General features: G+C 70.7%; 17 protein-coding genes. 9 read left to right on the forward strand and 8 right to left on the reverse strand.

All coding sequences use genetic code 11. The features are described from left to right. The first annotated feature begins 242 nt into the window (after positions 1 to 242). Together ACFYZJ_RS28705 and ACFYZJ_RS28710 are read left to right on the forward strand one after the other, a co-directional pair. The gene (locus ACFYZJ_RS28705; RefSeq protein WP_388572659.1) at positions 243 to 2,069 is read left to right on the forward strand and encodes an AMP-dependent synthetase/ligase; all 1,827 of its coding nucleotides are present in this window, start codon (positions 243 to 245) and stop codon (positions 2,067 to 2,069) included. Positions 2,070 to 2,246: 177 nt separating this feature from the next. Further along, complete coding sequence (locus ACFYZJ_RS28710; RefSeq protein WP_388572661.1) at positions 2,247 to 3,083, forward strand: aldo/keto reductase; 837 nt, start codon at positions 2,247 to 2,249, stop codon at positions 3,081 to 3,083. A gap of 111 nt (positions 3,084 to 3,194) precedes the next feature. On the opposite strand, the gene ACFYZJ_RS28715 is transcribed toward ACFYZJ_RS28710, so the two are convergent. Next, positions 3,195 to 3,896 (reverse strand): SDR family oxidoreductase, encoded by a 702-nt coding sequence (locus tag ACFYZJ_RS28715; RefSeq protein ID WP_388572663.1) that lies wholly within the window; start codon positions 3,894 to 3,896, stop codon positions 3,195 to 3,197. Positions 3,897 to 3,954: 58 nt separating this feature from the next. Beyond that, positions 3,955 to 4,821, reverse strand: coding sequence for a class I SAM-dependent methyltransferase (locus ACFYZJ_RS28720; protein WP_388572664.1), 867 nt, complete (start codon positions 4,819 to 4,821; stop codon positions 3,955 to 3,957). Between the two features lie 123 nt (positions 4,822 to 4,944). On the opposite strand from ACFYZJ_RS28720, the gene ACFYZJ_RS28725 reads away from it, so the two are divergent. Next, a complete protein-coding gene (locus ACFYZJ_RS28725; protein ID WP_388572666.1) occupies positions 4,945 to 5,721 on the forward strand; it encodes a phytanoyl-CoA dioxygenase family protein in 777 nt (258 codons plus the stop codon). Between the two features lie 29 nt (positions 5,722 to 5,750). Here ACFYZJ_RS28725 and ACFYZJ_RS28730 read toward each other — a convergent pair whose 3' ends face one another. Both ACFYZJ_RS28730 and ACFYZJ_RS28735 read right to left on the reverse strand, forming a co-directional pair. Then, positions 5,751 to 7,493, reverse strand: coding sequence for a glycoside hydrolase family 6 protein (locus ACFYZJ_RS28730; RefSeq protein WP_388572667.1), 1,743 nt, complete (start codon positions 7,491 to 7,493; stop codon positions 5,751 to 5,753). A 95-nt stretch (positions 7,494 to 7,588) separates the two neighbouring features. Further along, complete coding sequence (locus ACFYZJ_RS28735; RefSeq protein ID WP_388572669.1) at positions 7,589 to 9,031, reverse strand: cellulose binding domain-containing protein; 1,443 nt, start codon at positions 9,029 to 9,031, stop codon at positions 7,589 to 7,591. A gap of 302 nt (positions 9,032 to 9,333) precedes the next feature. Here ACFYZJ_RS28735 and ACFYZJ_RS28740 point away from each other — a divergent pair, with 302 nt between their 5' ends. The 4 genes from ACFYZJ_RS28740 to ACFYZJ_RS28755 all read left to right on the forward strand — a co-directional run bounded on the left by ACFYZJ_RS28740 (position 9,334) and on the right by ACFYZJ_RS28755 (position 13,938). Then, complete coding sequence (locus ACFYZJ_RS28740; RefSeq protein ID WP_388572671.1) at positions 9,334 to 12,249, forward strand: glycoside hydrolase family 48 protein; 2,916 nt, start codon at positions 9,334 to 9,336, stop codon at positions 12,247 to 12,249. 153 nt (positions 12,250 to 12,402) lie between these two features. Further along, positions 12,403 to 12,576, forward strand: coding sequence for a hypothetical protein (locus ACFYZJ_RS28745; RefSeq protein WP_388572673.1), 174 nt, complete (start codon positions 12,403 to 12,405; stop codon positions 12,574 to 12,576). 38 nt (positions 12,577 to 12,614) lie between these two features. After that, positions 12,615 to 13,532: an oxidoreductase gene (locus ACFYZJ_RS28750; RefSeq protein WP_388572675.1), complete on the forward strand. Its 918-nt coding sequence runs from the start codon at positions 12,615 to 12,617 to the stop codon at positions 13,530 to 13,532. A 247-nt stretch (positions 13,533 to 13,779) separates the two neighbouring features. Continuing rightward, complete coding sequence (locus tag ACFYZJ_RS28755; RefSeq protein ID WP_388572677.1) at positions 13,780 to 13,938, forward strand: hypothetical protein; 159 nt, start codon at positions 13,780 to 13,782, stop codon at positions 13,936 to 13,938. A 63-nt stretch (positions 13,939 to 14,001) separates the two neighbouring features. Here ACFYZJ_RS28755 and ACFYZJ_RS28760 read toward each other — a convergent pair whose 3' ends face one another. From ACFYZJ_RS28760 to ACFYZJ_RS28770, 3 genes are all read right to left on the reverse strand, one after another. After that, complete coding sequence (locus ACFYZJ_RS28760) at positions 14,002 to 14,748, reverse strand: class I SAM-dependent methyltransferase (protein ID WP_388572679.1); 747 nt, start codon at positions 14,746 to 14,748, stop codon at positions 14,002 to 14,004. Between the two features lie 13 nt (positions 14,749 to 14,761). Then, positions 14,762 to 15,067, reverse strand: coding sequence for a 4a-hydroxytetrahydrobiopterin dehydratase (locus ACFYZJ_RS28765; RefSeq protein ID WP_388572681.1), 306 nt, complete (start codon positions 15,065 to 15,067; stop codon positions 14,762 to 14,764). 111 nt (positions 15,068 to 15,178) lie between these two features. Then, complete coding sequence (locus ACFYZJ_RS28770) at positions 15,179 to 16,243, reverse strand: ADP-ribosylglycohydrolase family protein (protein ID WP_388572683.1); 1,065 nt, start codon at positions 16,241 to 16,243, stop codon at positions 15,179 to 15,181. A gap of 28 nt (positions 16,244 to 16,271) precedes the next feature. On the opposite strand from ACFYZJ_RS28770, the gene ACFYZJ_RS28775 reads away from it, so the two are divergent. Beyond that, positions 16,272 to 17,114 carry a helix-turn-helix domain-containing protein gene (locus tag ACFYZJ_RS28775; protein ID WP_388572685.1) on the forward strand — a complete coding sequence of 281 codons (843 nt, stop codon included), beginning with the start codon at positions 16,272 to 16,274 and terminating at the stop codon, positions 17,112 to 17,114. Positions 17,115 to 17,238: 124 nt separating this feature from the next. Beyond that, positions 17,239 to 18,102 carry a helix-turn-helix domain-containing protein gene (locus tag ACFYZJ_RS28780; protein ID WP_388572687.1) on the forward strand — a complete coding sequence of 288 codons (864 nt, stop codon included), beginning with the start codon at positions 17,239 to 17,241 and terminating at the stop codon, positions 18,100 to 18,102. Positions 18,103 to 18,156: 54 nt separating this feature from the next. Here ACFYZJ_RS28780 and ACFYZJ_RS28785 read toward each other — a convergent pair whose 3' ends face one another. Next, the gene (locus ACFYZJ_RS28785) at positions 18,157 to 20,874 is read right to left on the reverse strand and encodes a SpoIIE family protein phosphatase (protein WP_388572861.1); all 2,718 of its coding nucleotides are present in this window, start codon (positions 20,872 to 20,874) and stop codon (positions 18,157 to 18,159) included. Positions 20,875 to 21,061: the final 187 nt, after the last annotated feature.

Raw genomic sequence — 21,061 nt, forward strand, 5'->3', positions numbered from 1 at the left:
ACAGATTCGGTGGAGATTACGGGACCGGAACTTACGCCGCCGTAAGGGATTCTGTCCTCCCCTTCCCCTTGTGCTCGCATTTTCCATGGCTGACCTGTGGGTTTGTGAGGAGTTCCCGGGTTTTCAGCCCCCTCCCGCCCGCTGCCGTGGTGGGGTAGCTTTCACGGCGCTGTGCGGGGTGCCACCAGTGAGCTGACCGGCTGGAGGGTCCCGCAGGCGAACCGAGGAGCCGGGAGCGGGGATTGCGCGAGTTCACCAACCCTCCGTTGGCGTCGGCGCCGCCGGTGGGCGGCCTGGCCGATGTCGTCTTCGAGTATGCCCAGGAAGATCCGCTCCGTGTCGCCCTCGGCCGCAAGGACGAGCAGGGCCGGTGGCGCGATGTGACCGCCGCCGAGTTCCGCGACGAGGTACTGGCGCTCGCCAAGGGGCTGCTGGCCCAGGGGGTCCGCTTCGGGGACCGGGTCGCGATCATGTGCCGTACGCGTTACGAGTGGACACTCTTCGACTTCGCGCTGTGGACGATCGGCGCGCAGGTCGTCCCCGTCTACCCCACGTCGTCGGCCGAGCAGGTCTTCTGGATGCTGCACGACGCGGAGGTGGTGGCCGCGATGGTGGAGCACGAGGACCACGCCATGACGGTCGCCACGGTCATCGACCGGCTGCCGCAGCTGCGCCGGCTGTGGCAGCTCGACGCGGGCGCCGTGCAGGAGCTGTACGACGCGGGCGCGCACATCGAGGACGAGGTGGTGCACCGGCACCGGCAGGCGGTCACCCCGGAGACGGTGGCGACCGTCATCTACACCTCCGGCACCACCGGCCGCCCCAAGGGCTGTGTCCTCTCGCACGGCAACTTCATGTTCGAGGCCGACACGGTCATCCGGCGGTGGGAGCCGGTGTTCCACTCCAAGCGGGGCGACGAGGCGGCCACCTTGCTGTTCCTGCCGCTGGCGCACGTCTTCGGGCGGATGGTCCAGGTCGCGGCCATCCGCGGCCGGGTCAAGTTCGGCCACCAGCCGCAGCTGAACGCGGCGGCACTGCTGCCCGACCTGGCCGCGTTCAGACCGACGTTCTTCCTCGCCGTGCCGTACATCTTCGAGAAGGTCTTCAACGCGGCCCGCCGCAGGGCCGAGAAGGAGGGCCGCTCCGGGCCGTTCGAGAAGGCGGTCGAGGTCGCCGTCAGGTACGCGGACGCGGTGGAGGCGAAGGCGTGGGGCACCGGCCCCGGCCCGTCGGCGAGCCTGCGCATGCAGCACCAGTTCTTCGACAAGGTCGTGTACGCCAAGATCCGCGCCGCGATGGGCAGCCGGGTACGGCACGCCATGTCCGGCGGCTCGGCGATGGACCGCCGGCTGGGACTGTTCTTCGCGGGCGCCGGCGTGCACATCTACGAGGGCTACGGGCTGACGGAGTCGACGGCGGCGGCGACCGCGAACCCGCCCGAGCGCACCCGCTACGGCACGGTCGGACAGGCCATCCCCGGCACCACCGTGCACATCGCGGACGACGGCGAGATCTGGCTGCGCGGCCCCCATGTCTTCCAGGGCTACCTCAACAACCCCAAGGCCACCGACGAGACCCTGCACGACGGCTGGCTCGCCACCGGCGACCTGGGCTCCCTCGACGAGGACGGCTACCTCACCATCACAGGGCGCAAGAAGGAGATCCTGGTCACCTCCGGCGGCAAGAGCGTCTCGCCCGGGCTGCTGGAGGAGCGCGTACGGGACCACCCGCTGGTCGCGCAGTGCATCGTCGTCGGCAACGACCGCCCCTACGTCGCCGCACTCGTCACCCTGGACTCCGAGGCCGTCGAGCACTGGCTGCAGATGCAGGGGAAGCCGAAGCTGTCCCCGGCCCAGCTGGTGCGCGACCCGGATCTGGAGACGGAGGTACGGCGGGCGGTGGTCGCCGCGAACACGCTCGTCTCGCAGGCCGAGTCGATCCGTACGTTCCGTATCCTCGCCCACCAGTTCACCGAGGAGCACGGACTGCTCACACCGTCGCTGAAGCTGAAACGCAAGGCCATCGAGAACGCCTACGCCGCCGAGGTGGAGGCGCTGTACCGGACCTGAGCCCGGCACCGCCGGTGGTCGCGTCGCCCGCGGCCGGGCCGGGCCGAGCCGACGTGACCTTGGCCATTCTGTGGTTGTCGTCAGGACATCGTGGGAAACCCGCCGGTCGGGAATGCACGTAAGGTGGTGATCGTTGACGATAGGAGCACCACCCGACGACTGAAGGATCGAGAGCTCGTGAGCAGCAAGGTCCCCCCGATCATCCTGAACAACGGCGTCGAGATGCCCCAGCTGGGCTTCGGCGTCTGGCAGGTGCCGGACGACGAGGCGGAGAGCGCGGTCACCACCGCACTGGAGGCCGGCTACCGCAGCATCGACACAGCGGCGATCTACGGCAACGAGGAGGGCGTCGGCAAGGCCGTCGCCGCGTCCGCCATCCCGCGCGAGGACCTCTTCATCACCACCAAGCTCTGGAACAGCGACCAGGGGTACGACGCCACGCTGCGCGCCTTCGACACGTCGCTGGAGAAGCTCGGCCTGGAGTACGTGGACCTGTACCTGATCCACTGGCCGCTGCCGTCGCGGGGCACGTTCGTCGAGACGTACAAGGCCTTCGAGAAGATCCACGCGGACGGCCGCGCCCGGGCGATCGGCGTCTCCAACTTCCTTCCGGAGCACCTTCGGACGCTGATTGACGCCACCTCCGTCATCCCTGCGGTCAACCAGATCGAGCTGCACCCGCACCTGCAGCAGCACGCCGCCCGTGAGTACCACGCGGAGCAGGGCATCGCGACCGAGGCCTGGTCGCCGCTCGGCCAGGGCAAGGGTCTCCTCGAGGTTCCGGCGATCGTCGCCATCGCGCAGAAGCACGGCCGCACCCCGGCCCAGGTGGTGCTGCGCTGGCACGTCCAGCTCGGCAACATCGTGATTCCGAAGTCCGTGACCCCGGCCCGGATCAGGGAGAACATCGAGGTCTTCGACTTCTCGCTGGACACCGAGGACATGGCGGCGATCAGCGCGCTGAACGAGGACCGTCGCCTCGGCCCGGACCCGGCGACGTTCGACATGGGCTGAGCCGCCCCGAGGCCCCCACGCCGTCCGACGGCCCGGCCGCGTTGCGCGCGTCCGGGCCGTCGCCGCGTCCGGGCATCTGCTGCCCGCCCGCCATGGGACGCCCAGCCCTCGTCAGTTGGGCTGCCCGATCGGTCGTACGACCACGGTGTTGACATCGACGCCCGCGGGCTGCCGGATCGCCCAGACGATCGAGTCCGCGAGCTGGTCGGCGGTGAGGAGATGACCGGGCGGGAGACCGCCGTAGCTGTCCCAGAAGGGCGTCTCGACGCGGCCGGGCGCCACCAGGGTCACGCCCACCCCCCACTCGGTGACCTGACGGCGAGTGTTCTCGGCGAGCCCGGTGACCGCCCACTTGGTCGCGCCGTAGATGTTGCCGGGCGTGTTCACGAACCCGGCGACGCTGCCGACCAGCACGATCCGGCCCCGGGTCTCCTTGAGGGCGTCGATGGAGGCACGGATCAACAGCGCCGGACCGAGCACGTTCGTCAGCACCATCTCCGTCCAGCCCGCCGGATCACCCTCGGCGACCGTGTCGTGGGTGCCGAACCCGGCGTTGGCGACGACCGTGTCGAGTCGGCCGAACTCCTTCAGCGTGGTCTCGACGGCGGCCTTCACCTGGTCGTACTCGGCAGCGCTCCCGGGAAGCGTCAACAGGCCGTCGGGGTTGCCGAGTTCGTCGGCGAAGCCGCGCAGCCGCTCCTCCCCACGTCCTGTGACGGCCACCCGGTGCCCGGCGTCGAGCAGCCGCCGGGCCACGGCGGCACCGATGCCGCTGCCGCCACCGGTGATGAGCGCAACCGGAGAGTCGGTCATGGTTCCCCCCTTGTCGTGATGGACACCGGGCAGTCCATCACTTGGAGCGCTCTCCAAGTCAAGCCCTCACGGCCGTGTGCATCGTGTGCGCCTCCAGGACGAAGACATCGGGGCGGTGGTGCAGGCTCGCCTTGTCGTCCGGGTCCAGGAGGCGGTCCAGGGTCGCGCGGTCCGTCGCGTCCAAGGCGTCCGCGAGCTTGTCGCGACGGCGCTGGAACTCGGCGACAACGCAGGCGCGGGCCTCGTCGGAGAGGGGGGCGGGCAGGTCGAACAGGAAGGTGCGGGTCATCGGTGCGCGCAGGCCGACAGAGGTCATGAGCGCGGCCCAGTCCTCGGTCTCCGCGACCACGCCGGGCAGCTCCGCGCGCATGGCGGTGAACCGCTCGGTCTCCACCGCGTCCAGCCGGGCCTCCAGACCCGGGCGTCCGATGCCGATGTCGCGAGGCAGCGAGCGGGAGGGCAGGCCGCCCTCCAGCAGGGCCAGGACCCCGCCGGGAGCGAGGCGGTCCGCGAAGGCGGCGAGGGCCGCCCGCTGGTCACCGAGGTGGTGCAGGCTGCGGCTCGCCCAGATCAGGTCCGCCGGGTACTCCAACTTGTCGAGAACGCCCGGAAGTTCACCTGTCAGTGTGCTGAAACGGTCGGCCAGTCCCAGCCGGGCGGCCCGCACGCGGGCGCGTTCCAGCAGTGGCTCGGACCCGTCGACCGCCACGACCCGGGCATCCGGGAAGGCCTGGGCGAGGACGCAGCTGACGGCTCCGGGTCCGCTGCCCGCGTCGACGATCAGCCCAGGCCGTGCACCGCGCTCCCCCAGCCGGCCCGCGATTTGCCGGTACATGGGGGCCAGCAGTTCGGCCTGCGACTCCAGCAGCGGAGCCAACGCGCCCCAGTCGACGTCGGTGTGGTGATGGTGGTGCTCGTGCGCCATGGTGGTCACCCTCTCTTCTCGGTGTCGCCAGCCTGCGCCGACGTGCCGCGAGGGGCCACCTTCGTTGCCGGTACGGCAAAAATGAGGTGCGTCCCGGTCGGCCGGTCGCCCACGATGAGCCCCATGGACGACCGCATGGTGGAGCGTTTCCTCGAGGACGGGTTCGTGAAGGTCGAGGGCGCCTTTCCGCCGCGGGTCGCGGAGGACTGCGCGCGGCTGCTGTGGCAGGAGACGGGATACGCGCCGGAGGACCCGCGCACCTGGAAGGATCCGGTGGTATGGGTGGGTGGCATGGCCCAGGGTCCGTTCGCCGCAGCCGCCAACTCCCCTGCGCTGCATGATGCGTTCGACCTGCTGGTGGGTGAGGGACGCTGGGTGCCCCGCTATTCCCTCGGCAGTTTTCCGTTGCGGTTCCCGCACGAGGAGGAACCGGACGACGCGGGCTGGCACATCGAGGGCAGCTACCTGCCCGAGGGGGTCGAGTCGCGCTGGTACCACGCCAACCTGCGCTCGCGCGATCGCGCCCTGCTGATGCTGTTCCTCTTCTCGGAGGTGACCGAGCAGGACGCGCCCACCCGCATCCGGGTCGGCTCGCACCTCGACATCCCGCCCGTTCTTGAGCCGTACGGCGAGGAGGGCGTGTCCATGCTGGAGATCGCTCCGCAGGTCGTCGAGGCGTCCGCGCACCGCCCGCTCGCGTACGCCACCGGCAGCCCCGGCGACGTCTACCTCTGCCACCCGTTCCTGGTGCACGCGGCCCAACCGCACCACGGTACCCGTCCCCGCTTCATGGCCCAGCCGCCGCTGATGCCGGCCGTCCCCTGTGAGCTTCGGCGACCGGACGGCGACTACTCGCCGGTCGAGTCGGCGATCCGCCGGGGCCTGGCCCTGGAGGGCTGACCCCGGCGGATCACCCGGGCGTCACCGCGTCACGGCAGCGGCGGGTAGGCGTTCTGCATGAGTTGCTGGAACTGGGCGGAGAACCAGTGCCCGGACAGCGGCGCGTTCGGCAGGGCGCCGGACATGTTGTTGTTGTTCCGCGGGTTGCCCGTGTACGTCGGGTCGCACATCCGGTCGAAGCCCTTGCCCTCGTTGTTCGGGATGGCGGAGCTGGAGCCGTCGGACTCGCCCGGCGGCTTGACCCAGACGTAGGCGTCGATTCCGGCGGCCGGGGCCGCGGTGGGCCGCTGACCGAGTCCGGCGCCGCTCTGGTTGCACCAGTTGCCGACGTGGATGCGCCGGTCGATGCGGCTGCCGTTGACGTAGTCGTCGACGGAGGTCATCGGGCCGGGGCCGGTGGGCCGGGCGGAGCCGCCCCAGCCGTTGCGGGAGGTGTCGATCAGCATGCCGATACCGGAGTTGAACCCGGCCGCGACCAGCTTGTCCCGCAGTGCGAGCGCGAAGGACTGCTCGTCCACGTACTGGTTCCAGTCGACCCACTTCGACTGGCGCACGGTCTGACCGTTCACCGTGTCGGTGACCTTGAAGTTGGGCTCCACGGTGGGGCCGTAGTTGGCGGTGTTGACGATGAACCCGGCCACGTCGTTCACGCCGGCGCCGTTGGTCGTGGCGACCTTGGCGAACTCCTGCACGGCCGGGCCCAGGTTGCTGTCCCAGCCGAGCCAGCCGTGGTGGCCGGCGTCGATGTAGTTGTAGACGTTGGGGATGGCGCCGAGCTTGTCCAGGGCGTACGAGACGCCCTTCTCGTAGTTGCCGTTGCTCTTCATGGTCACGCAGGCGTCGGTGGTGGTGTTGGTGCCGCCGGCGTTGGTGACCAGGTTGGGCAGCGAGTCGGGCTCGATGACGGTGGCGATCCGCAGGCCCGCGTACTTCGGGTCGGACAGGATCGAGGCGATCGGGTCGATGTACTGGCTCTTGTACTTGTCGATGTCGTTCGGCCCGAGTTCGCCGTTGGAGGCGAGGGCGGCACAGTCACGGCCGGGCAGGTCGTAGATGACCAACTGGACGACCAGGTCGCCGGAGCCCTTCTGTTTCAGCGCCTCGTCGAGGTGGGCGCGCAGGCCCATGCCGCCGCCCGCACCGTCGATGGTGGCGATCCGGTCCAGCCAGACGGCGGTGGGCTGGTTGGCGATGCGGCTGCCGCCCGGCTCGGCGGCGGCGTTGGCCGACCACTCGGGGTCCACGTACACCTTGGCCCCGACATAGGGGTTGTCGACCCGGCTGCCGGTGTTGCCGCCGCCGGTGCCACCTCCGCCCCCGGTGCCGCCCCCGGTGCCGCCTCCGCCGCCCGAACCACTGCCGTCGTCGACATTGCAGGCGACGCCGTCGAGCGTGAAGGTGGCCGGGACCGCGTTGGTACCGCTGTAGGTGCCGTTGAAGCCGAAGCTGACCGAACCGCCCGTCGCCAGGGAGCCGTTGTAGCTCTCGTTGGCCGCGGTGACGTCGGCGCCACTCTGGCTGATCTTCGCGTTCCAGCCGCTGGTGACCTCCTGGTTACCGGCGTAGGACCACTTCACCGACCAACTCGACTTCGCGGCCGAGTTGTTGGTGACGGTGACGGCGGCCGTGAAGCCGGTGTCCCACTGGTTCTGCACCTTGTAGTCGACGGTGCAGGGGACGGCGGCGTGCGCGGGCGTGGAGACGACCGCGGTTCCCATCCCGCCTGCGACGAGCGCCAGGGCGGCCAGTAGCGATGTTCTGGTACGACTCATGAGTGCGGGTTCCTGTCTGGTTGTGACCTGTCTGGTCGTGACCTGTCTGGTCGTGACCTGTGTGGACTGCGAACTGTGTCTGCGAACTGTGTGGACTATCCGTTGAGGGCGCGCAGGTGGTCGCGCAGCCCGATGCCGTACGACGTGGGTGTGCCGTCGTAGTTCGAGATCAGGGACGGCCCGGAGGAGCAGTCCCAGGTGTTCCAGGTCCAGCCGAGGTAGGACAGACTGCGGTCGTCGAACCACTTCATGACCTGGTCGACGAACCCGTGCGAGCAGGTGTTCTCGCCGGTCTCCCCGGCCACCAACGGCACTTGGGCCGCGACCGGGGCGAGCGTGGAGTTCCAGCAGGTCTCGCCCGCGCAGGTGTTGAAGTTGTAGACGTGGTAGGCGGCGACGAGATTGCCCGCCGGGTCGCTCGGCCGGTACGTCAGCCACTGGCTCAGGTCGTTGGAGTACGCGAGCCCGCCCGCCAGGATCACGTTCTTGGCGCCGGTGGAGCGCACGGCGTCGACGAGGTCCTGCATACCGGCGACCTCGTACCCGATGCCGGGGCAGGTGCCGCCGTCCTTCCAGCACTTCCACGCGTCCGTGACGGAGGACGTGGCCCGATCCGGATACGGCTCGTTGAACAGGTCGAACGCGACCGCCTGGTCGTCCTTGAAGGTGCCGGCGACCGACGACCAGAACGACGGTGTGTACTGCGCGTCCGGCATCGGCTTCTGGCAGGTGGCGTGCACGTCGGAGCAGCCCGCCGAGTTGCCGGTGTACTGGCCGTAGGTCCAGTGCAGATCGAGGACCGGCGTCATGCCGTGCGCCTCGACGCGGGCCACCAGGTCCTCGACGGCCTTGATGTAGTTGGCGCCCGCGTACTCCGGCTTGATGTTGGAAAGGCCCAGCCAGCACTCCTCGTTGAGCGGGATGCGGATCGCGTTCGCCTTCCAGTCGGCGATCGCCTTGATCGCCGCGTCGTCCACCGGGCCGTCGAAGATGCCGTAGCCCTGGACGCACATGAACTCGCCGCCGGACCGGTTCACGCCGAGCAGCCGGCGGGCCTTGCCGGCGGCGTCCACGAGCTTGTTCCCGGATACGTGCAGGGCCGGGGGCGAGCCGCTCGCCGGGGGCTCGGTCGGGGGCGGCGTCGGTGTCGGTTCGGAGTCCACGTCGCACGTGGTCCCGTTGAGCTTGAACGCCGGCGGTACGGCGTTGCTGCCCGACCAGGAGGCCAGGAACCCGGCGCTGACGCTCGCGCCGGTGGCCAGCGAGCCGTTCCAGCTCTCGTTGGCCGCGGTCACCGTCGTGCCGGACTGGGACCACTTGGCGTTCCAGCCCTGGGTGACCTTCTGACCGCTCGCGAAGTCGAAGGTGAGGGTCCAACCGCTCACGGCGGCGCTGTTGTTGGTGATCTTCACGGCGCTCTGGAAGCCGTTGCCCCACTGGCTGGTGACGGAGTACTCCACCGTGCACGCGGGGGCGGCGCCGGAGGCCGTGACGACCGGTGCGACCACGCTGCCGACGACGGCGACCGCGCCGGCCATGGCTAAAAGTGCTGAACGAGGGGGGTGTCGCATGAGCGATTCCTTGCAGCTCGGGCGCGCCCGTGACGGACGCGTCGACTGATGGAGTCGCTCCCACTGGTGCCGGTGAAGGTAGCGCCAAGTGACGGCAAAGAACAGAGGAGTCGCTGACTTTCCTTCAGCGCAACGCGTCGAATCTTTTCGACTCTTCAAGCACCTTGACCCCTCCCGACCCCCTCCCCAATATGGGAGCGCTCCCACTGGTTCAAGGCTTGTTGCTCCTCCCCCCACCTCTGCTCCGAGCCGCAAGGAGGAACCAGCACATGGCACCCAGACGGAGACGCCGCGTGGCGCGGCGGCTCTGGACCGCCGCCGTGGCGGCCCTCGCGCTCCCCCTGACGATGCCGGCCAACGGCACGACCCCCGCCCACGCGGCGGCCCTTCAGTGCAGCGTCGACTACAAGACCAACGACTGGGGATCCGGCTTCACCGCCGACCTCACGATCACCAACCGGGGCACCGACGCCATCAACGGCTGGACGCTGACGTACGACTACGCGGGCAACCAGACGCTGAGCAACGGCTGGAGCGGCACCTGGTCCCAGTCCGGCAAGTCGGTCACGGTGAAGAACGCCTCCTGGAACGGCACGATCGTTGCAGGCGCCGCCGTGAACACGGGCGCTCAGTTCACCTACAGCGGCACGAACGCCGCGCCTGCGAACTTCGCGATCAACGGCACGACCTGCGCGGGCGCGCACCAGCCGCCGGTCACCGTGCTGACCAGCCCGGCCGCCGGCGCCGTCTACACGCAGGGCGACGCGGTCCCGCTGGCGGCCACCGCGGCCGCCGCCGACAACGCGACGATCAGCAAGGTGGAGTTCTACGACGACACGACACTGCTGGGCACGGACACGAGCGCGCCCTACTCGCTCCCGGTTTCAAGTTTGACCGTGGGCAGTCATTCACTGGTGGCGAAGGCATACGACAGTCTCGGCGCGTCCGCGGAGTCCACGCCGGTCGGTATCACGGTCGCCTCGGGTCCCGCCGTGGTGGCCTCGCCGACCCAGCTCGGCGTCCAGCAGGGCAAGACGGGCACGTTCGGCGTCACGCTGTCGAAGCAGCCGAGCGCCGACGTGACGGTGTCGGTCGCCCGCACGGACGGCAACTCGGGCCTGACCGTCACCGGCGGCTCCTCCCTCACCTTCACGCCGTCCAACTGGAACACGGCCCAGACGGTGACCGTCACCGCCGACGCCTCCGGTACCGGCTCGGCCACTTTCACGGCCTCCGCGACCGGCTACGGCAAGGCCACGGTGACCGTCACGGAGCTGGCGGCCACGAAGGCGTACGACGCCCGTTTCCTGGACCTCTACGGCAAGATCACCAACCCGGCGAACGGTTACTTCTCCCCCGAGGGCATCCCGTACCACTCGGTGGAGACGCTGATCGTCGAGGCGCCGGACCAGGGCCATGAGACGACGTCGGAGGCGTACAGCTACCTGCTGTGGCTGCAGGCGATGTACGGCAAGGTGACGGGCGACTGGGCGAAGTTCAACGGCGCCTGGGATCTGATGGAGAAGTACATGATCCCGACCCACGCCGACCAGCCGACGAACTCCTTCTACAACGCCTCCAAGCCGGCGACGTACGCACCCGAGCTGGACACCCCGAACGAGTACCCGGCCAAGCTCGACACGTCGGTCTCCGTCGGCTCGGACCCGATCGCGGGCGAGCTGAAGAGCGCCTACGGCACGGACGACGTCTACGGCATGCACTGGCTGCAGGACGTCGACAACGCCTACGGGTACGGCAACGAGCCCGGCACGTGCGAGGCGGGCCCGACGGCCACCGGACCGTCGTACATCAACACCTTCCAGCGCGGACCGCAGGAGTCGGTGTGGGAGACGGTGCCGCAGCCGACCTGCGACGCCTTCAAGTACGGCGGCAGGAACGGCTACCTGGACCTGTTCACCGGCGACTCGTCGTACGCCAAGCAGTGGAAGTTCACCGACGCCCCGGACGCGGACGCGCGCGCCGTGCAGGCCGCGTACTGGGCCGACGTGTGGGCCAAGGCCCAGGGCAAGGGCAGCGACGTCTCCGCGACCGTGGGCAAGGCCGCGAAGATGGGCGACTACCTGCGCTACGCGATGTACGACAAGTACTTCAAGAAGATCGGCAACTGCGTGGGCGCCTCCTCCTGCCCGGCCGGCACCGGCAAGGACGCCTCGCACTACCTGCTGTCCTGGTACTACGCCTGGGGCGGCGCCCTGGACACCTCCGCGGGCTGGGCCTGGCGCATCGGCTCCAGCCACGTCCACGGCGGCTACCAGAACCCGCTCGCCGCGTACGCGCTCAGCAGTTACGCCGACCTGAAGCCCAAGTCGGCGACGGGTGCCTCGGACTGGTCCAAGTCGCTGCAGCGGCAGTTGGAGTTCTACCAGTGGCTGCAGTCCTCCGAGGGCGCGATCGCGGGCGGCGCGACCAACAGCTGGCAGGGCCGGTACGCGACTCCGCCCAGCGGCACCTCCACCTTCTACGGCATGTACTACGACTGGGAGCCGGTCTACCACGACCCGCCGTCCAACCAGTGGTTCGGCTTCCAGGCCTGGTCGATGGAGCGGGTCGCGGAGTACTACCAGCAGACGGGGAACACCACGGCGAAGGCGATCCTGGACAAGTGGGTGAAGTGGGCGCTGTCCAAGACCACGGTCAACCCGGACGGCACCTACCGGATCCCCTCCACGCTGCAGTGGTCCGGGCAGCCCGACACGTGGAACCCGTCATCGCCCGGCAACAACAGCGGGCTGCACGTCACCGTCGCCGACTACACCAACGACGTCGGTGTGGCCGCCGCGTACGCCAAGACGCTGACGTACTACGCCGCCAAGTCCGGTGACGCGACGGCGAAGTCCACGGCCAAGGCGCTGCTGGACGGCATGTGGAACAACTATCAGGACAGCCTGGGCATCGCCGTCCCGGAGACCCGTACGGACTACAGCCGGTTCGGCGACAGCGTGTACGTGCCGAGCGGCTGGAACGGCACCATGCCGAACGGCGACGCGATCAACTCCTCGGCCACCTTCACCTCGCTGAGGTCCTTCTACAAGAACGACCCGGCCTGGTCGAAGATCGAGGCCTATCTGAAGGGCGGGGCGGCGCCCTCGTTCACGTACCACCGGTTCTGGGCCCAGGCGGACATCGCCCTGGCCATGGGTTCGTACGCGGAGCTCCTCGAATAGGTCGCCGCTGACGCTTCGCGTACCGCGCCGGGCGGACCCCACCGGTACTGGGGTCCGTCCGGTTGTCGCGTCCTCCCCCACGCGTCCTCCTCACGGCAGGAAGGTCCCCCAACCGTGCGAAGAAGTCCTCGCGGAGGCCGCATCCTCACGGCCGTGGTCACGCCTGCGGCCGGCCTGTTCGCGGGCACCGGTCCCGCACTCGCCGCCCCCACCTCGCAGGTGACGCCCGCCGCCGACACCTACGCCGACCGCACCCGGTCGGGTCTGTGGTCGTCGATCCGTGTCCCGATGCGGGCTGCGTTCCACCAGACCCGGGTGATCCGCTGACGGTGGACGTCTGCCTGCGCTCTCCCGAGGGCCCTGCCGTGACCTGGGTCATCTCGCGTGACCTGCTCCACGAGGGCACGCAGGGGCGCACCGGCATAGGAGACGACATGCCCCGCACGTTCCTCATCACCGGTGTGAGCAGCGGCCTCGGCCGCGCCTTCGCCACCGCCGCCCTCGATGCCGGCCACACCGTCGTCGGCACCGTCCGCAAACCGGACCAGGTGACCGCCTTCGAGCAACTCGCCCCGGACCGCGCCCACGCCCGCATGCTCGACGTCACCGACACCGATGCCATCGCGCCGACCGTCGCGGCCGTCGAGAACGAGTTCGGCCCCATCGATGTGCTCGTCAACAACGCCGGTTACGGTGTCGAGGGCACCTTCGAGGAGACCCCGCTCAGCACCTTCCGCCACCAGTTCGACGTCAACGTCTTCGGCGCCATCGCGGTCACCCAAGCCGTCCTGCCGGGCATGCGCGAGCGCCGTGCCGGTCACATCCTGTTCGTCACCTCCATGGGCGGTCTCCGCGCCTTCCCGGGCCTGGCCGCCTACCACGGTTCCAAGTTCGCCATGGAGGGCATAGCCGCCACGCTCGGCCAGGAGGTCGCGCCGCTCGGCATCCACGTCACGGCGATCGAACCCGGCCCCGTCCGCACCGACTGGGCAGGGCGCTCCATGGACCGGGTCGAGAGCACCATCGCCGACTACGAACCGATCTTCGCGCCGATCCGCGAACGCCGCATGGACATGAGCGGTCAGGAGCTCGGCGATCCCGCCATGGCCGGCCGTGCCCTGCTCACGGTCGTCGAGGCCGAGAACCCGCCGACCCACCTGATCCTCGGCAGCGACGCGCTCCGGCTGGTCGCCGACGCCCGCTCCGCCTTCGACGCGGAGACGGCCGCCTGGAGCGAGGTGTCGAAGTCCACCGACTACCCCGACGGGGAACAGATCGCGTGACAGTCGCTACGGGAGCCCATGGCAGGCGGCATGCGCAGGTGGCAGGTAGCACGGGGACCGCAGGCTCCGGCATCGCCACCGTCCACGACCGGCGTCCGGCTCCGATGTCGCGAACGCCGGTCCTGGAGGACACTGAGGGGCGTACCGAGCCCTGAGGCAAGTGAGAGCTGATGATCATGGCTCCACCTCATGCCGCCAACCGCAGCGGCCCCCGCGACGGCGTCTCAAGTACCCAGGAGCCCTGCGCGTGGTCGAGTTCGACATCACCAAGGTGGTGCAGATCGACCACGCCAGCTCCCTCAGGTGGGCGTTCCACGCCTGCTCGCCGGTCAATCCGCCTGCCCGCGCCGGCGGTCGGCCCAGGGGGCCGTTGCCGGCCGGTGGCACCTCATGCGTTGCGGACTGACCCGAGCAGACCGACGGATTGCCTGAGGCCACCGGGTCCCGTCGTCAAGCTTCGGGTTTGTCGTCAAGCTTCGGGTTTGCGGAACGCCCGCAGGGTGAACACCGGGTCGGGGCGCGGCCGGTCCTGGTCCGGCAGCGCCGCGAGTTCGCCGGCGATCCGTTCGGTGAGCGGGTCGCCGGGGCCCAGGGTGACGAACCAGCCGCGGCGCAGGTCCGCCAGGGTGCGGCGGGGGCTGCGGCCCTGGCCGACCCCGGTGAAGCGAGCGCCTCCGGCCGGGACCAGGCCGCAGGCGGCGGCGTGCGCCGCGACCGCGTCGGCGGCGTCGTGCGCGGGGCGGCGCGGGCGTGGCGCGAGGACGGCGTCGATGTCACTGCCCACGTTGTGGGAGGCGGCCTTGTCGACGGTGGTGACGCAGACACCGCCCGGCCGCAGTACGCGGGCGCACTCGGCCAGCACGGCCCCTACGGCCTCGGGGCCGTCCAGGAGATGCAGCAGCCACACGCTGGTGACCGCGTCGAACGCCCCGTCCGCGAACGGCAGTCGGCGGCTGTCGGCGAGGACGACGGTACCGGGCAGCCGGGCGGCGGCCCGGCACGCCATCCCGTACGCCAGGTCCACGCCCACGACCCGCAGCCCGGGCCGCGCGGCCGCGAGCCGCCGGGTGACGATGCCCGTGCCGCAGGCCACGTCGAGCAGTCGGCCGGCGCCCTCGGGTATCAGTCCGAGCACGGCGTCGGCCGCCGCCGCGGCCCGGGGTTCGCCGCCGCGCAGGGCGTCGTACTGCGCGGCCTCCTCCTCGTAGTCCAGCACCCACGCCGTCCGCTCAGTGCGCGCCGTGGCCGGGTGCCAGCTCCTCGACCCTGCGGGCGAGTTCGAAGTCGAGGTCGGTGACCGTGCCGCCGGCGCTGTGCGTGTTGACCGTCAGGGAGACGGTGTTGTAGCCGAGGGTGAGGTCGGAGTGGTGGTTCAGCTCCTCCTGCACCTGGGAGATGTGCACGACCATCGCGGTCGCCGCGAAGTGCGAGCCGAGCCGGTAGGAGCGGGCGATCCGGTCGCCCTCGAGGGACCAGCCCGGCAGCTCCGCCAGCCGGTCCTCGATCTCCTTCTGCGACAGTGGTTCGACGGGCATGACCTGGCTCCTTCCGTACGACGCGACGCGGGGTGGCCCCACCCTGTCACATCCCCTCCGTGCGGCCCCGTACGCGCGGCCGTGCCCTCAGGGCCCGCCTGGGACAGGCTCTCAGCGCCGTACGCACTCCGCGGCGAAGTCGTCCGCCAGGACGGTGATCTCGGCGCGGCCCTCGACACGCTCCAGCCACTCGTGCGGCAGCCCGTGGTCGCCGTGCAGGGCGCCGAGGAGGTTGCCGCAGATCGCGCCGGTGGAGTCGCTGTCGCCGGAGTGGTTGACGGACAGCAGCAGCGCGGCCCGGACGTCCGGCTCGGCCAGGGCGCAGTACACGGCGATGGCCAGGGCCTCCTCGCCGATCCAGCCCCCGCCGAGCGTCTCCACCTTCTGCGCGGTCGGCGCGCCCTCGGCAGCCAGGTCCAGGGCGCCCCGCAGCGCGGCCGTGGTCTCCTCGTGGCCGGGGTGACGGGCCAGCAGGCGCAGGGCGCGCAGCACGGCGCCCTCCAGGGAGTCGCCCTCCACCAGGTGCGCGACGATCGCGGCGAAGGCGCCCGCGGAGTAGTACCCGGTGGGGTGGCCGTGGGTGGTCTGGGCGCACAGCGCGGCCATCAGGAACGCGGTGTCGGCCGGCACCCGGGCGAGGCCGAAGGGCGCCGAGCGCATGACCGCGCCGCAGCCCTTGGAGTCGGAGTTGACCGGGCCGGGGCGGCCCAGCTCGGCGTCGGGATCGGGCACGAAGTCCTGGGCGAGGCCGGCGAGGCAGGCGTTGCCGGGGGCCCGGCGCGCGTACAGCCACTGCTGCGCGGCGAGGCCGACGGCGCCGGGGGGCGGGCCGGGCAGGCGCTGGGTGTCGAACCAGCGGCCGTACGCGTCCCGCACCAGCCGGGGCCAGCCGCCGCCGGTGCCCTTGTGGCGTTCGCGCTCGTGCGCCTGGTGCAGGCCCTCCACGGTGAACAGGGTCATCTGTGTGTCGTCGGTGACGCGGCCCACGGTGCCCTGGTCGCCGGGTACGAGACCGGTGACGCCCCTCGCGCCGTGCGTGGCGCGGATGCGGTCCAGGGAGGAGAACTCGATCGGATAGCCCAGGGCGTCGCCCACGGCACCCCCGAGGAGGCATCCGCGCACTCGGGACCGGTAGATCGCGGTCGCCTCCCAGGACGGGTTCAGCCGGTCGTACATGCACCACTCCTCGACTACGGTCCTCCGTATGAGCATTGTCGCGTCCTCACCCGCCGCCTCCACACCCGCCCCCTCCGAGCAGGGGATCGGTCCGCTGCTGCGCGGCTGGCGCGAGCGACGGCGGGTCAGCCAGCTGGAGTTGGCGCTGCGGGCGGGCTCCTCGGCGCGCCACATCAGCTTCGTGGAGACGGGCCGGTCGCGGCCCAGCGAGGAGATGGTGCTGCGGCTGGCCCAGCATCTGGACGTGCCGGTGCGGGAACGCAACGCCCTGCTGCTGGCGGCGGGTTACGCCCCGCGTTACCCGGAGACGCCGCTGGACGACCCGTCGATGGACGCGCTGCGGGCGGGTGTGGAGCGGCTGTTGCAGGGCTACGAGCCGTATCCGGCGCTGGTGGTGGACGCCACGTACGGGGTGGTGGCGGCGAACCGGGGCATCGCGATGTTCCTGGAGGGCGTGCCGGACCACCTGCTCGCCCCGCCCTTGAACGCGATGCGCCTGACGCTGCACCCGGAGGGCCTGGCGCCGCGTATCCGCAACCTGGTGGAGTGGCGCGGCCATCTGCTCGCGCAGATGGAGCGCCAGATCGCGTTGCAGCGCTCGCCGGCACTGCGCGCGCTGTACGAGGAGGTGGCGGCGTACCCGGTCCCGGGCCGGGCCGGCTCCGCACCGGGACCGGAGGAGGAGCCCGAGGAGGTCCCGTACTTCGCGCTGCCGATGCGGATCGAACACGACGGCCGGGTGCTGTCCTTCGTGTCGTCCATCTCCACCTTCAACACGCCGATGGACGTGACGGTCGCGGAACTGGCCATCGAGACGTTCCTGCCGGCGGATCCCGCGACGGTGAAGTACCTCCAGTCCCAAGGCACCTGATGTGCGTTCCCCGACTTCCGGTGCATGCCGCCGTCGCCGCAACCCGGGTGTCACCGACCCCGTGAGACTCGCCCGGGAACATGCCACACTGCTCGCGTACTTCGACGCGTAGGGGAGGCGTGGCGTGAGTGAGCGGCGGGCTGCGCCGACCGTCGGGCAGGTGGTGCTCGGGCGGCGGCTGCAGGAGTTGCGGGAAGCCGCCGGGCTGAAGCGCGAGGAGGCGGCGAAGGTGCTGCGCGTCGCGCCGGCGACCGTGCGGCGTATGGAGACCGCCGAGGTCGCGCTGAAGATCCCGTACGTGCAGGTGCTGCTGACGACGTACGGTGTGCCCGAGCAGGAGATCGCCTCCTTCGTGCGGCTCGCCGAGGAGGCCAACGAGCCCGGCTGGTGGCAGCGGTACCACGACGTGCTGCCGGACTGGTTCAGCCTGCACGTCAGCCTGGAGGGCGCCGCCCGGGTCATCCGGTCCTACGAGCCGCACTTCGTGCCCGGGCTGCTGCAGACCGAGGACTACGCGCGGGCCGTGCTGGAGGCCGGGACGGTCGGTCAGGTCCGGCCGCAGGACATCGAACGGCACGTGGCGTTGCGGCGGGCCCGGCAGAGGCTGCTCACCCGGGAGAACCCGCCGCACCTTTGGGTGATCATGGACGAGACGGTGCTGCGGCGCCCGGTCAGCATCCGCTCGAAGGTGATGCGCGAGCAGCTCGACCGTCTCCTGGAGGCCTCGGAGAACCCGGCGATCACCCTGCAGGTGGCGGAGTACGCCTCCGGCCCGCACCCGGGGACGTACACGCCGTTCGTGCTGTTCCGCTTCGCGGAGCCGGAGCTGCCCGACATGGTCTACAGCGAGTACCTGACCGGCGCCCTCTACCTCGACTCGCGCGCCGAGGTGGCCCTGCACCTGGAGGTCCTGGACCACATGTCGGCGAAGGCGGCCTCCGTGCCGCGCACGCGGGAGATCCTGCGGGAGTACCGCGACAGGTTCTGACCCGGCGCCGCCCCGGCCGGCAGCCCGGTCAGGGCCGTTCGTCAGGGCCGTTCGTCAGGGCCGTTCGTCCGTCCACATGTCCAGCAGGTCCGCGTCCGAGTCGGGCGATGTCCGCGCGGGCGTCCCGGTTGCTCCGGGGAGCGCCTGTTCGGCCCAGATCACCTTGCCCTGCGGCGTGTACCGGGTGCCCCAGCGCTCGGTCATGCGCGACACCAGGAACAGGCCCCGGCCTCCCTCGTCGGTCGTCGCCGCGTACCGCAGGTGCGGCGAGGTGCTGCTGCCGTCGGCCACCTCGCAGATCAGCGCCCTGTCGTCGTGGATCAGCCGCACGTGGATCGGCGGCGAGCCGTAGCGGATGGCGTTGGTGACGAGTTCGCTCAGGACGAGTTCCATGCCGAAGTCGAGTTCGGCCAGGCCCCACTCGTCGAGCTTGCGGGACAGGGCGACGCGCATCCCGGCGACGGCGGACGGGTCGGGCGGCACGTCCCAGTCGGCGATCCGGTCGGCCGGCAGCGCCCGGGTGCGGGCGATGAGCAGGGCGACGTCGTCCTTGGGCCGTCCGGGCACCAGCTCGTCCAGCACGGCCTGGCAGCTCTCCTCGGGCGAGCGGCCGGGGTGGCCGGCGAGTACGTCGCCCAGCAGTTCCATGCCCACGTCCAGGTCGCGGGCGCGGTCCGCGAGGAGGCCGTCGGTGTAGAGGACGATCTGGGCGCCCTCGGGGAGGTCCAACTCGGCCGTCTGGAAGGGCATGCTGCCGAGGCCGAGTGGTGGTCCGGCCGGCAGGTCGGGGAAGGTGACGCGGCCGTCGGGGTGGACCAGCGCGGGCGCCAGGTGTCCGGCGCGTGCCATGGCCACGCGGCGCGTGACCGGGTCGTAGATGGCGTAGAGGCAGGTGGCGCCCACGACGCCCGCGGCCGTGTCGGTGCCCGACTCGTCCTGGTCGATGCGGCCGACCAGGTCGTCGAGATGGCTGAGCAGCTCGTCGGGCGGCAGGTCGAGGGCGGAGAAGTTGTGCACCGCGGTCCGCAGCCGTCCCATCGTGGCGGCGGCGTGCAGTCCGTGGCCGACCACGTCGCCGACGGCCAGCGCCACCCGGCTGCCCGGCAGCGGGATCACGTCGAACCAGTCTCCGCTCACGCCCGACTGGGCGGGCACGTAGCGGTAGCCGACCTCGAGGGCGCTCTGCTCGGGCAGGGCCCTGGGCAGCAGGCTGCGCTGCAGGGTGACCGCAAGGGTGTGCTCGCGGGTGTACCGGCGGGCGTTGTCGATGCTGACCGCGGCCCGGGCCACCAGCTCCTCCGCCAGCGACAGGTCCTCCTCGTCGAAGGGCTTCTGCTGGGTGGAGCGCCAGAAGTTGGCCATGCCGAGCACCACACCGCGGGCCTGGATCGGGGCGGCGATGAGGGAGTGGATGCCGTAGTCCACGACCTCCTTGGTGCGCTCCGGATCCTGCGCGTGCCAGTCCGTGGCGGTCGCCAGATCGGTCACCAGCTCGGCGCGGCCGGTGCCGTAGCCGCGGGCCTGGGGCGTGGAAGGCACGAAGTCGAACAGCCGGCCCCGCTCGTAGAGGGGGTGGTCGTCGCGGACGCCGCGCACGGCGGTGCGCCGCATGTCGGTGGCCGTGGGGCCGGGCTCCTCGCCGTGCAACACGGCGTCGGCCAGGTCCACGGTGACGAAGTCGGCGAAGCGGGGAACGGCGACCTGGGCCAGCTCGTCGGCGGTGCGGACCACATCGAGCGTGGTGCCGACGCCGAGTCCTGCGTCGTACAGCAGCTTCAGCCGCTCCCGCGCTACCTCGGCCCTGCCGGACACGGCCTGCAGCTCGGTGGAGTCGCGCAGGGTCACCACCGTGCCCTTGGGGCCTCCGTCGCGGTCCGTGGGCCGCTGGTTGACCGCCAGCAGGCGTTCCCCGGCGAAGAGCACCTCGTCGGTCGCCTCGCGCCCGGAGACGAGCAGCGCCACCGTCGCGGGGTCGAGGGCCGCCAGGTGCGACACGTGCTGTCCCTCGGCGTCCAGGGGGAGCTCCAGCAGCCGTCTGGCCTCGTCGTTGGCGAGCAGCAGCCGTCCGTCGCCGCCGATGATGAGGACTCCTTCGCGCACCGAGTGCAGCACCGCGTCGTGGTGCTCGTACATGCGGGTCATCTCGTCGGGGGCCAGGCTGTGGGTCTGCCGTCGCAGCCGCCTGCCGACCAGCGCCGTGCCGCCGGTGGACACCACGAGCGCGCCGGCCCCGGCGCCGAAGATGATCGGGAGTTGCCGGTCCACCTCGTTGGTCACGTTCGTGACCTTCAGACCGGCGGAGACGAGCGCCACCACCTTGCCGTCGGGGTTGTCGATGGGAACGGTGGCCTGGACCTCCTCGCCGAGCGGACCGTGGACGCTCTCGGTGTAGACCTTCCCGGCGAGCGACGGGCCGATCGTGCCGACGAACCTGTGGCCGATCCGGCTCGGCAGGGGGTGGGTGTAGCGGATGCCCTTGGTGTTCATGACCACGATGAAGTCGACACCGGCGGACTTGCGCCCCGCCTCGGTGAGCGGCTGGAGCACTTTCGTGGGGTTGGGGGTCCTCAGTGCCTGCAGGATGCCCGGAGAGTGCGCGAAGGTCTGTGCGACGGCTATGGAACGGCGCTTGGCCTCGGAGCCGGTGTCCCGCTGCGACTGCAGGACGAGGGCGACCACGGCGCAGACCACGAGCAGCACGACCAGCGCCACCTGCAGGACGAACACCTGCCCGGCGACGCTTCGTGGGCTTCTGCCGATCAAGGACCGCATTGATATGCGCCGGAATCGAGCGTTTCCGCTCGCCATGCGACATTTCTAGCACAGCAGTCCGCGTGGCCCGCCGGAGAGGCAGGTTCACGCCAGGTCCTACGCCGGCCCCGCGGGGGCCCTGCGGCCCGGTCGCATGGCGCCGGTGCGGGCCTGCATGACCGCGCCCACCTGCGGAAATGGCGGTATG

This window comes from Streptomyces sp. NPDC001848, assembly GCF_042891915.1.
In the GTDB taxonomy this organism is placed as follows: Bacteria; Actinomycetota; Actinomycetes; order Streptomycetales; family Streptomycetaceae; genus Streptomyces.